The 12,424-nt window shown below is 50.4% G+C and carries 13 protein-coding genes and 1 other RNA gene; all 14 read left to right on the plus strand.

Annotated features, from left to right (window positions below; all coding sequences use genetic code 11):
- Positions 1-2 precede the first annotated feature (2 nt).
- Entirely contained in the window at positions 3-1,055 is a 1,053-nt protein-coding gene (locus HUU59_03875; protein ID NUO18565.1) for a hypothetical protein, read from the plus strand.
- 12 nt (positions 1,056-1,067) lie between these two features.
- Positions 1,068-1,418: RNase P RNA component class A (gene rnpB / locus HUU59_03880), an RNA gene on the plus strand.
- A 134-nt stretch (positions 1,419-1,552) separates the two neighbouring features.
- The gene (recJ, locus tag HUU59_03885; GenBank protein NUO18566.1) at positions 1,553-3,250 is read left to right on the plus strand and encodes a single-stranded-DNA-specific exonuclease RecJ; all 1,698 of its coding nucleotides are present in this window, start codon (positions 1,553-1,555) and stop codon (positions 3,248-3,250) included.
- Complete coding sequence (locus HUU59_03890; protein NUO18567.1) at positions 3,247-3,720, plus strand: hypothetical protein; 474 nt, start codon at positions 3,247-3,249, stop codon at positions 3,718-3,720. Before recJ ends, HUU59_03890 begins: the two co-directional genes overlap by 4 nt.
- Positions 3,720-4,520, plus strand: coding sequence for a hypothetical protein (locus tag HUU59_03895; protein ID NUO18568.1), 801 nt, complete (start codon positions 3,720-3,722; stop codon positions 4,518-4,520). The genes HUU59_03890 and HUU59_03895 overlap by 1 nt, the downstream gene beginning before the upstream one ends.
- 13 nt (positions 4,521-4,533) lie before the next feature.
- Positions 4,534-5,397, plus strand: coding sequence for a DUF4097 family beta strand repeat protein (locus HUU59_03900; protein NUO18569.1), 864 nt, complete (start codon positions 4,534-4,536; stop codon positions 5,395-5,397).
- On the plus strand, positions 5,357-7,018 hold the full coding sequence (locus tag HUU59_03905; GenBank protein ID NUO18570.1) for a methylcrotonoyl-CoA carboxylase: 1,662 nt from the start codon (positions 5,357-5,359) through the stop codon (positions 7,016-7,018). The genes HUU59_03900 and HUU59_03905 overlap by 41 nt, the downstream gene beginning before the upstream one ends.
- A 2-nt stretch (positions 7,019-7,020) precedes the next feature.
- Positions 7,021-7,470, plus strand: coding sequence for a hypothetical protein (locus tag HUU59_03910; GenBank protein NUO18571.1), 450 nt, complete (start codon positions 7,021-7,023; stop codon positions 7,468-7,470).
- Positions 7,467-8,249, plus strand: coding sequence for an enoyl-CoA hydratase/isomerase family protein (locus HUU59_03915; GenBank protein ID NUO18572.1), 783 nt, complete (start codon positions 7,467-7,469; stop codon positions 8,247-8,249). The genes HUU59_03910 and HUU59_03915 overlap by 4 nt, the downstream gene beginning before the upstream one ends.
- Positions 8,246-9,748 carry an acetyl-CoA carboxylase biotin carboxylase subunit gene (locus HUU59_03920; GenBank protein ID NUO18573.1) on the plus strand — a complete coding sequence of 501 codons (1,503 nt, stop codon included), beginning with the start codon at positions 8,246-8,248 and terminating at the stop codon, positions 9,746-9,748. The genes HUU59_03915 and HUU59_03920 overlap by 4 nt, the downstream gene beginning before the upstream one ends.
- Entirely contained in the window at positions 9,745-10,233 is a 489-nt protein-coding gene (locus tag HUU59_03925) for a biotin/lipoyl-binding protein (protein ID NUO18574.1), read from the plus strand. Before HUU59_03920 ends, HUU59_03925 begins: the two co-directional genes overlap by 4 nt.
- The gene (locus tag HUU59_03930; protein NUO18575.1) at positions 10,230-11,039 is read left to right on the plus strand and encodes a sugar phosphate isomerase/epimerase; all 810 of its coding nucleotides are present in this window, start codon (positions 10,230-10,232) and stop codon (positions 11,037-11,039) included. The genes HUU59_03925 and HUU59_03930 overlap by 4 nt, the downstream gene beginning before the upstream one ends.
- Positions 11,029-11,220, plus strand: coding sequence for a hypothetical protein (locus HUU59_03935; GenBank protein NUO18576.1), 192 nt, complete (start codon positions 11,029-11,031; stop codon positions 11,218-11,220). The genes HUU59_03930 and HUU59_03935 overlap by 11 nt, the downstream gene beginning before the upstream one ends.
- 15 nt (positions 11,221-11,235) lie before the next feature.
- Complete coding sequence (locus HUU59_03940) at positions 11,236-12,408, plus strand: acyl-CoA dehydrogenase (protein ID NUO18577.1); 1,173 nt, start codon at positions 11,236-11,238, stop codon at positions 12,406-12,408.
- Positions 12,409-12,424 lie beyond the last annotated feature (16 nt).

The following is a 12,424-nucleotide window of genomic DNA, read 5'->3' on the forward strand; positions in this document are numbered from 1 at the left end:
TTGTGGCAAATCTTACTGACTTGATTCGAGGTATGCTCCTAGAAGAGGCAATTCTGTATTTGCTTCGTAAGTCTGGCTACAGTGTGTTATTCTCTATTGATCCAAAAGACGAAACTTTGACACCTCATTCCGCAGGAATTGCGGTTGTTGGACGTGGCGCGGAGCATCAGATTGACGCCATCGCAGACTATAAGTATCAAGCACCGTTCACGCATCCTCAGAGACTTCTTCTTGAAGCGAAAGCTTATACGCCTCCCAATTCAGTTGGCCTCCCGATTCTCCGGAGCACCCTTGGCGTTGCCGTCGATGTTCAACAATTCTGGAAAACGTGTGGATTACCACATACTCCGAGTTCTCGATACCATTATCAGCATGCGATCGTTTCCACATCAGGTTTTTCTCCTGAAGCTGAACGCTTCGGGTTTGCACACGATATATACATGATTCCAGTTGGAAACTCTGGTTTTCTTCGCGACCTTGTTAATGAAATGTTTGCCGTGACACATGAAGCCATGGGAATGGACCCCAATATTCGCGAGCCAGGGAGAATCCAAAATGCGCGTAAATTTGTGCGAAGTGAATTGTATCCCGGGGAAACAGCTTTTAATGGCGGGCTTGTCGAATCACGTACTCGAGCTTATAAAACTGCACTTGACAAATTTCTAACTGAGACTAAACGACTCGATACAGGCCTTTTGGCTATGCTTCCAGGAAACGTTCCGATCTTCTTGGTGCCAAATAGCAATCCGAGAATTCGTGAAATGGCGCTTCAGAGCCAAGAAGTTAGGATCTATTATAATCTTGACGACGATCTGGGTGGGAAAATTCTGAATGCGAGGGATGAAGAGCTCTTCACATTTGATCTGCCCACCGAAATTGTTAAAATGTTACTTGCTGAGTCGACCGACACGGGCGGTGACGCTCCGCAAACCAAAAAAGAGAGACTTCATAGAATTTCTATCTTCTACGTTGATCAAGATTCAAACTCTTTGCGAACAATTGAGCTTTCACTCGATAAGGACTGGCTCAAAAGTATAGAACATAGAGAAGAGTAATACGCACAATTAACGGTTCGCCGGGTGATCGCGCCTGATTTCAGGTGAGGAAAGTCCGAACTTCATAGAGCAGAGCGCCGGCTAACGGCCGGGTGCGGCAACGCAACGGAAAGTGCCACAGAAAATATACCGCCCGCAAGGGTAAGGGTGAAAAGGTGCGGTAAGAGCGCACCGCGCATTCAGTAATGGATGTGGCAGGGAAAACCCCGCTTGAAGCAAGGCCAAGTATGCCGGAAGTCTCCGTTGCTCGCGGGGCACAAGTTCCGGCGGGTAGGCCGCCCGAGGTGCTGAGTAATCAGTATCCCAGATAGATGATCACTGCCCGCAAGGGTACAGAATTCGGCTTATAGGCGAACCCAGCAAACCAAAATAGGAAATAGGAAATTAGAAATTCGAAAAGCAGAATATCTTTGCCTTCTTTCTAATTTCTCATTTCAAATTTCGAATTTTTTCCCTACCCCCTAAGTTTTTTGTTTATATGACATACAGGAAGAGCCATGCAACCCAAATGGGAAATGGTGGAGAGTCGGCCACATGAGGAGATTGAGCGCCTAAGCCGACAAGCCCAAGTCCCCTATACCGTCGCGCGGATTCTATTGAACCGCGGGATGGACACCCCTGAGCTGGTGGAGAGATTCTTTAATCCTTCGCCATCTCAGCTATATGACCCGTTCCTGATGGCAGGAATGGATAAGGCCGTTGATCGTATCGTTGAAGCGCTTCAGAACCGCGACCGCATTGCGATTTACGGCGATTACGATGTTGACGGAATCACGTCTGTCTCGATGCTCTATTTGTTCCTGCGGGATCTCGGTGGCGATGTTCTGGCCTACATTCCCGACCGCCAGAACGAGGGTTACGGAATATCACAGGCCGGCCTCGATGAAGTTAAGAAACAGGGTGCGCAGCTTGTCATATCAGTTGACTGCGGTATCACATCCGTAGCAGAGGCCAGATATGCAAAGTCCCTTGGACTCGAGCTGATCATCAGTGACCACCACGAGCCGGCGGACGAGTTGCCGGATGCACTTGCCGTACTTGATCCGAAATGTGCCAATTCCGGCTATCCGTTTACAGAGCTTGCTGGAGTAGGGGTTACTTTCAAGCTAGCCCAAGGCATTACAAAAACACTTGGGCTTGCCAGCGACTACGCCTTCAAGTATATAGACCTTGTGGCACTCGGAACATCGGCGGATATCGTTCCTTTGGTGGATGAGAACAGGGTGTTAGTGAAAGAGGGGCTCGAGAAGCTGAACGATGCTCCCGAGGTTGGACTTGCCAGCCTAATTGAATCGGCCGGCGTTCGAGGCGGCAAAATTGATGTTGGACAAATTGTCTTCAACATCGCGCCTCGTATCAACGCTGTTGGACGCATGGGCAGCGCGATGCGTGCTGTGCAGCTTCTGACAACGCGGGATCAGGCACAGGCTCGGGAAGTCGCACAAGTATTGGAGCAGGAGAACCGTCGGCGCAAGGAAATTGACAACGACACCCTTGCACAGGCACTCGAAGAGATTCGCTACACCATGAATCCGCTTGAACGCCATTCCATCGTGCTGGCGCGCGAAGGATGGCACTCTGGAGTCATCGGGATAGTCGCTTCTCGTTTGATTGAGAAATTCTACCGTCCAACAGTCATGATATCGGTAGAAAATGGAATGGGAAAAGGTTCGGCAAGGTCCGTTTCAAATTTCGATATCTTTAATGCACTAAAGGCCTGTTCCGATTTGCTGGAGCAGTTTGGCGGCCACAAGTATGCCGCGGGACTTACGATACCGGCCGAAAACATTGCAGCCTTCAAGGTAAGGTTTGAGGAGGCTTGCAAGGAATTGATGACAAGTGACGATTTGGTCCGCAAAGTGCGTATCGAAAGCGAGATCGGACTTGATCAGATAACGCCTGAAGTTGTTGACACTTTGAAGAAGTTCGAGCCCTTTGGCCCGCAGAATATGCGGCCGACATTTGTCACTCGAGACCTCTCCACGTCATACCCTCCGCGAATAGTCGGTCAGAATCACCTGAAACTGATGGCGTCTCAGCATGGCGCGCAGTTTGAGGCAATCGGCTTTAATCTCGGCGATCACATTGACAAATTCATGAATGGTCGGCGTACCTATGAAATGGTGTATGTGATTGAGGAGAACGAGTATCAGAATCGTAAGACGACACAACTTCGCATAAAGGACATTCGATGAACTTTCGCAGAATAAGACTGGTTGCGATTCTCCTTATGGCGGTTAGCGCGTTTGGTATGGGTCGCAAGGAAGCTAAGAACCAAGACCCCCCGGCGGCTCCGGCGAGCGGTGTAACAGGTGTAGTCGAAATCTGGGAAGGCAACTTCATGCCGATGCTTGACAAAGAGACCCGCGACAAACAGATTAAACCGGGTTCAGGTCTTCGGGTGCGGCTCTATGAACCGGTTAAGGGACTTCCCGGGGCGAGTGTGGATTCTGTGTCAGCAAAGCTGGTGGCCGAAACTGTCTGCGACGAATCCGGCAAGTTCACTATCGCTTGCAAGGAGGGCAAATACAGCCTGTTTGTGGAAGATGGCGCAGGTTGGTATGCGAATGGCTGGGATGGTGATGGGGTCCAGGGTGCTGTGATTGTTGAACCCATGAAGTTGACAGAAGTCCTTGTTAAGAACACTCGCAAAGCCACATTCTGATGCTCATTGCTCGCCACGCAGCACTTGCACTGCTTTTACTCATTCTGCTGCCTGCGCAGGCGCAATATTCTTATGACCCGAACAAGCCGAAAGTCAATGAAGACTCACTGCAAACCGACTCGCTTGAAGCTGATACATCTTCGTCGGGTGAACTTAAGGATTTACAATTAAGCGAAGGTGACAAAACTTCGGAACTCAAGGCTCAGGCACTCACTTGGGTTCGCAGGTTGATTTATCGTGGATTTCTTGACGACGAGACTACCGGTACAAGCGCGACGTACGCGCTGACAGAATGGTCTGAGACTTCCGGACCCTTTGGTCCTGTGCTTGCACATGTGACCGTGATTTATCTTGGGTCTGTAACCTGGCTTGGCAAGCCATCCGCTTGGTTTCAGGCCACATTTAAGAGTTTTGAGGATGACCGACCTTCTGTGGACTTTGATCTCGTTCTCTCGGCTAATGGCGGCCTGGGCGAAGCCTATCGCTCTCTTTGGCGACTGAACAAGGAAGAACTTGCCAACTGCTATTTTGGTCCGCCTACCGGGCAGCTTGACTATGACCGGGAAGATCATCCGCGGGCCGGCGAAGAACAGACTCTCAAACTCTTCAGCGGCGAGTTTTTGGTTACCAAGTATGTTGGCTCCGGTGCAGATGGCGCGAAAGTAGTTGCTTATCGGGGTGCCGGAGTGCCACCTCTTGAAATAGTGCGGTTGGGCTATGGCAATTACAGCCTTAATTTGCGCGACCGTGCGAGCGATGTTGAACCCAAATTTGAGGTCCCGCTTCCAACTTCACGTTAGAAAGGAAGCATTAATGAAGAAAGTACTGTTTTGTGTGCTCGCATATCTGTCCGCAGCGAGCGCCGGCGAGTTTGCAAAAACGGGTGACGAATACGTCTATCGTGATACGCTTCGATTCGACGAATCCGCAATGGATTTGAAGACACTTGAGATCGAATCATTGAACGGCTTCATCCGGCTGACCGGCGAAGACCGCAGCTCTGTATATGTCGAAGCCTGCGTAGAGATCAAGGCAGACAATCTCGAGGACGGCGAGGAGTTTCTTAAGGAATTCAGACCCATAGTTAAGCGCTCTGGTGAAAATTTGCGCGTTTATGGTGAATATCCAGAATCGAAATTGTCGTGGAACGACATAAGCGCCAACATCGATTTCATTATTTCCGCTCCACGTAGTATTGACTTGACCGCTTCTTGTGCGAACGGAGAAATTGAAGCTGCTGAAATGACAGGCAGCGCCGATCTTGAATGCGCAAATGGCGAGATTACGTTTCTGTCAGCAACGGGTGTAAGTGGTTTCTTGAATGCTTCGTGTGCGAACGGGCAGGTGACTGTTGACATCGGCACTTTGAATGGAAACAGCGAATTCAATACGGCTAACGGGGAGATCAACGTTTCCGTGCATAGGTCATTGGCAGGGAATATCTCTGCGTCAACAGCCAATGGAGTGATAACGCTGGCACTTCCGGAGAATTCGGATATGAAAGTTGTCGCGAATTCGGTTATAAACGGTTCTGTTTATTCGGAGTGGTCGGGTGACCACCAGAAGAAAATGATTGGCGACGAATTTGAACTTGTTGTAAATGGCGGCAAGTATCTTGTGGAATGCAGTTCGGTGAATGGACAGATCGCCATTCGTAAGGCAAATCGAGCAAACTGAATTAATCCTCTTGAAGCGACTACCGACTAACGTTCGTCCGACTGATCCGGGCTTTGCAGAGAATGCCGCAGCCATGCAGTCGCTCGTGGACAATTTGCGCTCAAAGCTTACGGCACTTCATCCTGCCGGCGGGCCAAAACAGCATATTGAGCGGCACATTGCCCGCGGCAAATTACCTGTAAGGGAACGCCTGAATCGTCTGTTTGATCCGGAAACTCCGTTTCTTGAGCTGAGTCCGCTGGCTGCGTTCGACATGTATGACAACGAAGCGCCCGGGGCAGGGATGGTAACTGGGATAGGGGTGGTACACGGCAAGGAAGTATTGGTGGTTGCGAACGACGCTACAGTCAAAGGGGGAACTTACTTCCCCATGACTATTAAGAAGCATCTTCGCGCTCAAGAAATCGCGATGCAAAATCACCTTCCTTGCGTGTATCTTGTAGATTCAGGCGGGATTTTTCTCCCGGAACAGGCTGGTACATTTGCGGACCGTGACCATTTCGGCAGAATATTCTTTAATCAAGCGAACTTGAGTGCGCGGAGAATTCCACAAATCGCAGTTGTCATGGGGTCCTGCACGGCTGGCGGCGCATATGTTCCTGCAATGTCAGATGAGACGATAATCGTCAAAGGTACCGGAACAATCTTCATCGGCGGTCCGCCACTCGTCAAGGCGGCGACAGGAATGGATGTTAGCGCGGAAGAACTTGGCGGTGCAGATGTTCACACCAGAATCAGTGGCGTTGCAGACCATTTTGCCGAGAGCGATGCTCATGCCCTCGACATTGCCCGATCAGTTATTGAGTCATTAGGCGACTCAACGAAGTTTCAGTTTGATCACGAGTCGCCTGAAGCACCTTACTACGAACCGGAAGAACTTCTTGGCATCGTGCCGGTTGACGTCCGCAAGCCTTTTGATATGAAGGAAGTTATTGGCCGAATCGTCGACGGATCACGGTTTCAGGAATTCAAAGCCCGGTACGGAACATCACTTGTTTGCGGATTCGCTCGAATTCACGGCTATCTTGTCGGTATAGTTGCCAACAACGGTGTACTATTCGGTGAATCCGCGAAAAAAGGTGCACATTTCATCGAACTCTGTTGTTTGCGCAAAATCCCGCTTGTCTTTCTGCAGAACATTACGGGCTTCATAGTCGGCAAAGAATACGAGCATGGCGCAATTGCTTCTGACGGCGCAAAGATGGTGCATGCAGTAGCATGCGCAAATGTCCCTAAGTTCACAGTCGTAATCGGTTCCTCTGCGGGTGCCGGCAACTACGCGATGTGCGGGCGAGGATATTCCCCAAGATTGTTATGGATGTGGCCGCATTCACGGATTAACGTGATGGGAGCGCAACAAGCGGCGGATGTTTTGGTGCAAGTCAAGCGCGAGCAACTTGAGGCAAAGCAACAAAGATTGACGGACGAAGAGGCAGAGGCAATCCGGCAGCCGGTTCTCGAACAATATGATCGGGAAGGCAATCCGTACTATTCGACATCTCGGATATGGGATGATGGGATCTTGGATCCGCTCTCAACAAGAGACGCGCTGGGATTGGGAATCGCGATGTCCGCCAACGCGCCTGTCCCTGAGTACCAGCCGGGCGTTTACCGAATGTAACCATGGAGAGCACGCTGTTTGAGGAGCAACAGGACATACCTTTGCGAGGACCTTTAACTCTTGCTTCCGCCGCGGCGTTCTTCGTGATACCGGTTTTTACCAAGATGCCGCTGCTTGTTGTACTAAGTATGTTCGCGGCCGGGATTGGTATAAGCTGGCTGATGAGTTCCTTTATGCAAATGACAACGCGAGTGACGGCTTCCGGATTGACATTTGGGCCGAGCATTTGGACGAAACGAATACCATCGAACGAGATCGAAATAATAGGTCCGCAGAAAATTCCTTTTTTGGCTGGCGTTGGAATCCACTTTTATCGCGGCAAGACCTACTACAATATGCGAATGGGCAAGGGACTCGAAGTTAAGCACGGACGGAAGACATATGTGATTGGTTCGGCGAAACTGGCTGAACTGGAAACCGCCCTCCGTGATTTACCGGGGGTTGTTAAGTGAGCTTTTTGAGACTCGAAGTCACTGACGGTATAGCCCGAATTGCTTTGGCAAGACCCGAAGCTCGCAATGCATTGAATGCCGAAGTCATTGCCGAACTGACGGACAGTTTGAAATACCTTCGAAGCAACGACGATCTCAGAGTTCTTGTACTGACTGCAGACGGCGAGACCTTTTGTGCAGGCGCAGATGCAAACTGGATGCGGGCGCAAAGGGACGTATCCATGCAGGAGAACATCGGGGATGCGGAGAAGATATTTGATTTGTTCCGGTCTGTTTACGAGTTTCCCAGACCAATTATAGCTCGCGTTCAAGGGGGTGCATTTGGCGGAGGTGCGGGTCTGCTTTGCTGTTCAGATATTGTCGTGATGGCCGAGAATGCAGTGACGGCATTCAGCGAAGTGCGACTCGGCGTTGTACCGGCAACAATATCGCTTTTCGTGCTGCGCAGGATTGGAGAAGGTCGGGCACGTGAGTTGTTTTTGACGGGTCGTCGTATTTCAGCAAGGGAGTGCGAGAGAATTGGGCTTGCAACCGAGGTTGTTCCAGAATCCGGCTTGGATGAAGCCGTCGAGAAATGGATCAATGAGCTGTTAGCGGCTGCTCCAAGCGCGCAAGCAACTGCAAAGGAACTTCTTCGTGATGTTCCCAGAATGTCGCTTGACATTGCCCGAGAGTACGCTCCCAAGAAAATAGCAAGTCAAAGAGTAAGTCCGGAAGGTCAGGAAGGTCTCACGGCTTTGCTTGAAAAGCGTAAACCTAGCTGGAGCGTTAGAAAGTGATTCGCAAGCTCCTTGTAGCAAACAGGGGTGAAATTGCCGTCCGCATAATGCGGACAGCACGCGCACTAGGAATCAAGACAGTCGCAATATACAGCGATGCCGATCGCGATTCGCTTCATGTTGAAACCGCAGATGAAGCGGTTCACCTTGGATCGTCCCCGGCGGGCGAAAGCTATCTGAATATTGAGAAGATAATTGCTGCGGCGCGTGAGCACGGCGCTGATGCCGTGCATCCAGGCTACGGATTTCTGTCTGAAAACCCGAAATTTTCTAACGCCGTACAACTCGCCGGTTTGATCTTTGTTGGTCCGCCCGCCGAAGCCATGGGACTTCTGGGCGACAAGATTGCATCTCGTGAGTTAGCGTTAAGAAACAATGTTCCGGTCACGCCTGGCGCGTTGCTGCCGAATGCAACCGCCGAGCAAGCTTTGCAGGAAGCAGAGCGAATCGGATACCCGGTCCTAGTCAAGGCCGCAGCTGGTGGTGGCGGCAAAGGCATGCGCGTTGTACTGCGTTCCTCTGAAATGCAGTCGTCGATTGATGCCGCCAAGCGAGAAGCGATGTCTGCCTTCGGAGATGACGCGGTCTACCTGGAAAAGTACATTAAGAATCCCCGTCACATCGAATTTCAAGTATTCTGTGACAATACGGGGAATGCGGTGCACTTGGGCGAACGGGAGTGCTCAATTCAACGTCGTCATCAGAAGATTATTGAAGAGAGTCCGAGTGTTGCCCTTTCTCCGGAACTGCGTGAGCAAATGGGTGAAGCTGCCATCAGGATTGTGAAGGCGGCCGACTACCGTAACGCTGGCACGGTTGAATTTCTTCTGAACGGAAGTGAATTCTATTTTCTGGAAGTGAATGCCCGATTGCAGGTTGAACATCCTGTGACCGAAATGGTTACAGGTGAAGATTTGGTCGCATGGCAGCTTGCCGTCGCCGCCGGACAAAGTTTACCAAAAACCCAGAATGAGATCAAGTTCCAGGGTCATGCGATAGAGTGCCGAATCTACGCAGAGGACCCGGATAATGGATTCCTTCCTTCAACAGGAACAATCTTGAAGCTTGACGAACCTCATGCACCTGGAGTGAGAATTGACAGCGGGATCTGTGAAGGATTTCAAGTGCCAGTATATTACGACCCAATCCTGAGTAAAGTGATTTGCTGGGCAGACAATCGCGACCACGCAATTCGCAGGATGCGAGACGCATTGAAGCACTATATCTTGTTAGGAGTCAAGACTCCCATTGGTTTCATGCAAGAAGTCTTGGCACATCCAGAGTTTAACAAAGGCAATCTAACAACGCATTTTCTTTCAGAGTTTTTTGATGATTGGAAGCAGCCGAAGCCGTCGGGGGATAAACTGGCAGCTGTCCTTTCTGTGGCGCACGAGTTCAGTCGTATTGCACATCGAACCTCCGGTAATCAAAGAACTGAATCAGCATCAACACCATGGATAACGCTTGGTGACTGGCGGCTTGCAGGGACTGGATCGTGAAAAGGTGTTTTCAAATCGGGGATGCGACAGTTTGTGCGTCATTTCAACGGCGGTCACCGACAGAAGTCGAAATAGCCATTGGTGATGACGCTACTACGTTTCGGGTCGCACAAAGTGGTCAACGGGTCAGTCTTCGGACCTCAGAACGGAACTACACGGCAGTCAGCGCCAGAGAGAAGGACAAAGCATATGTCTGGCTTGACGGGTATGTGTATGAGTTGACCGAGCTTGAAGAATCGACTGAAGGACACACGGTGCATGGAGACGCTGATGTCATTCGCGCACCGATGCCTGGCATTGTGATAAAGATTGATACGAGACCCGGTGAATTTGTGGCCAAAGATCAAATTGTTGCTGTACTTGAAGCAATGAAGATGGAGCATAATCTGCGGGCGCCGAGGGCGGGCACGATTGAAGCTGTTCATGTATCCAACGGACAAACTGTGTCTGCAGATACACCGCTTGTCCAGCTAAAGAAGCCATGACAGACATCCTGCATCCACGGTGTGTCTATATCGGGATTCGAGACGTTGCCATGGCGATTCCAAGAGTCTCAGACATCGGTCTTGGAATAGAAATAGTATTCAATGACACCTCGGATTTGTGGCCCCGGGTTAAGTGGGACACCCTGCTTGGATTATCGGATGATCTTGCGGAGGCACAGCTGCCGGTCGCATGCCACGGTCCGTTCAATAGCATTGCCATTGCGTCTAAAGACGATCATATTGCCGAGTATTCGTACCAGTGTCTGGCGGCAAGCATCGAAGGCGCGCGGATTCTTGGTTCACCTCTGATTGTTTTTCACACGGGCTATTTGCCTCAGTACCCGACGACTTACAGACCTGTCTGGCTTGACAAGTTCTGCGTCAAGCTAAACCAGCTGCTCGATATTGCATCGAACAATGGTATTGTACTGGCCATGGAAAACACCTACGAGCTCGACACAACATTGTTTGAGGAGATATTCGAACGGGTTCAACATCCTTTCCTCGGAATGTGTTTCGATACAGGTCACTCTGCGTGCTTTTCAAAGGTTCCTGCCAAATCTTGGATTGATAGCTTTTCGGAGCAAATCGTTCATCTGCATCTTAGCGACAATGACGGAGAATCCGATCTGCATTGGGGACTTGGCCGGGGTGTAGTAAATATCTCAACCTTAATCGGACCGCTTATTGCGCGCGGCGCGAGACCGTCCGTAACATTCGAAGTCCCACTGGACGAGACGCAATCTTCGAATGACTATTTGACGCGGTCAATCGCCGCTGCGATTGGATCTACTCATGAAAAGTAATGATAAGAAATCAGCGGACAAGAAAAAGTTGCCTGATCTCGAGAAGATTGAGCGGATGCTGCGTGATGCAGACATCTCTCCAGAGGAGTATCAGGCGCTTAAAGACGAATTGAAACGAAACCGGCGAAGGAATGAAGGTGCCGGTGATAATCCACTAGATAATTTGTACGACGAACCTTAAGGAACCAGACCTCCGATGAGCCTTGGAGACAGACTCCCTCTGACTGAAGAGCAGAAAATGCTTCGTGACATGGTGCGCGATTTTGCTCAAACTAGAATTAAGCCTATTGCTGCGGAAATTGATGAGACGGAACGATTTCCTGAAGAAATCTTTGCGGAAATGGGCGAGCTCGGACTGATGGGCATTCCGTACCCTGAGGAGTACGGTGGTGCCGGAATGGACTACACTTCGTATGCCTTGGCGGTTGAAGAAGTCGCCAAAGTCTGCGGCTCAACAGCGCTAGGATTAGCTGCACACATCTCGTTAGGTTGTGGCCCCATCTACTTGTTTGGAACTGAGGCGCAGAAGAAGAAGTACCTTCCTGACCTGTGTGCAGGCAAGCACATGGGTGGGTTTGGTCTTACGGAGCCGCAAGCCGGTAGTGATGCCGGCGCGACGCAGACGACATGCCTTGATCAGGGTGATCACTACCTTCTTAACGGCACAAAAGTGTATTGCACGAATGGATCTTATTCAAAGACGTATGTGGTAAGTGCCGTCACCGAAAAAGGCAAAGGTACTCGTGGGATTTCCTGCTTCATCGTCGAACGCGACTGGGACGGATTTGCCGTTGGCAAGAAGGAGCGAAAACTAGGGGTCCGCGGTTCCGACACTGTTGTGCTCCACTTCAACGATGTAAGAGTTCCTAAAGACAATTTATTAGGACGACCCGGCGAGGGCTTTAAGCAGATGCTTATGACGCTCGATGGAGGTCGAATCTCCATTGGCGCGATGGCGCTGGGCTTGGCGGAAGGCGCATATCTCGAAACGCTAAAATACGTTACCGGGAGAAAGGCCTTTGACCAGAGAGTCGCGGATTTTCAAGCTACACAATTCAAGTTGGCCGACATGTACGTGAATATCGAAGCTGCACGTCATATGATTTTTGATGCCGCTAGGAAGAAAGATCAGGGCGAAGACTTCTCTCAGGAAGCTGCGATGGCAAAGCTTTTTGCCAGCGAAGTCGGAGCCAAAGTGACATCTCAAGCTATCCAACTTCACGGCGGATATGGTTACATTCGCGAATACCCCGTGGAACGAATGTTTCGCGACAACAAATTGACTGAAATTGGTGAAGGAACATCAGAGATTCAACGATTAGTCATTGCGCGAGCGATTCTCAAAGAATGGGACGCTGCAAACGGTTGATTGTTTTCGCCTGATG

The organism is bacterium (assembly GCA_013360195.1).
In the GTDB taxonomy this organism is placed as follows: Bacteria; Electryoneota; RPQS01; order RPQS01; family RPQS01; genus JABWCQ01.

Excerpts from the sequence above, each read along its gene's own strand:
- recJ (NUO18566.1), top strand. The coding sequence starts at position 1,553 with ATGCAACCCAAATGGGAAATGGTGGAGAGTCGGCCACATGAGGAGATT.
- HUU59_03890 (NUO18567.1), top strand. The coding sequence starts at position 3,247 with ATGAACTTTCGCAGAATAAGACTGGTTGCGATTCTCCTTATGGCGGTT.
- HUU59_03895 (NUO18568.1), top strand. The coding sequence starts at position 3,720 with ATGCTCATTGCTCGCCACGCAGCACTTGCACTGCTTTTACTCATTCTG.
- HUU59_03900 (NUO18569.1), top strand. The coding sequence starts at position 4,534 with ATGAAGAAAGTACTGTTTTGTGTGCTCGCATATCTGTCCGCAGCGAGC.
- HUU59_03905 (NUO18570.1), top strand. The coding sequence starts at position 5,357 with ATGGACAGATCGCCATTCGTAAGGCAAATCGAGCAAACTGAATTAATC.
- HUU59_03910 (NUO18571.1), top strand. The coding sequence starts at position 7,021 with ATGGAGAGCACGCTGTTTGAGGAGCAACAGGACATACCTTTGCGAGGA.
- HUU59_03930 (NUO18575.1), top strand. The coding sequence starts at position 10,230 with ATGACAGACATCCTGCATCCACGGTGTGTCTATATCGGGATTCGAGAC.
- HUU59_03935 (NUO18576.1), top strand. The coding sequence starts at position 11,029 with ATGAAAAGTAATGATAAGAAATCAGCGGACAAGAAAAAGTTGCCTGAT.
- HUU59_03940 (NUO18577.1), top strand. The coding sequence starts at position 11,236 with ATGAGCCTTGGAGACAGACTCCCTCTGACTGAAGAGCAGAAAATGCTT.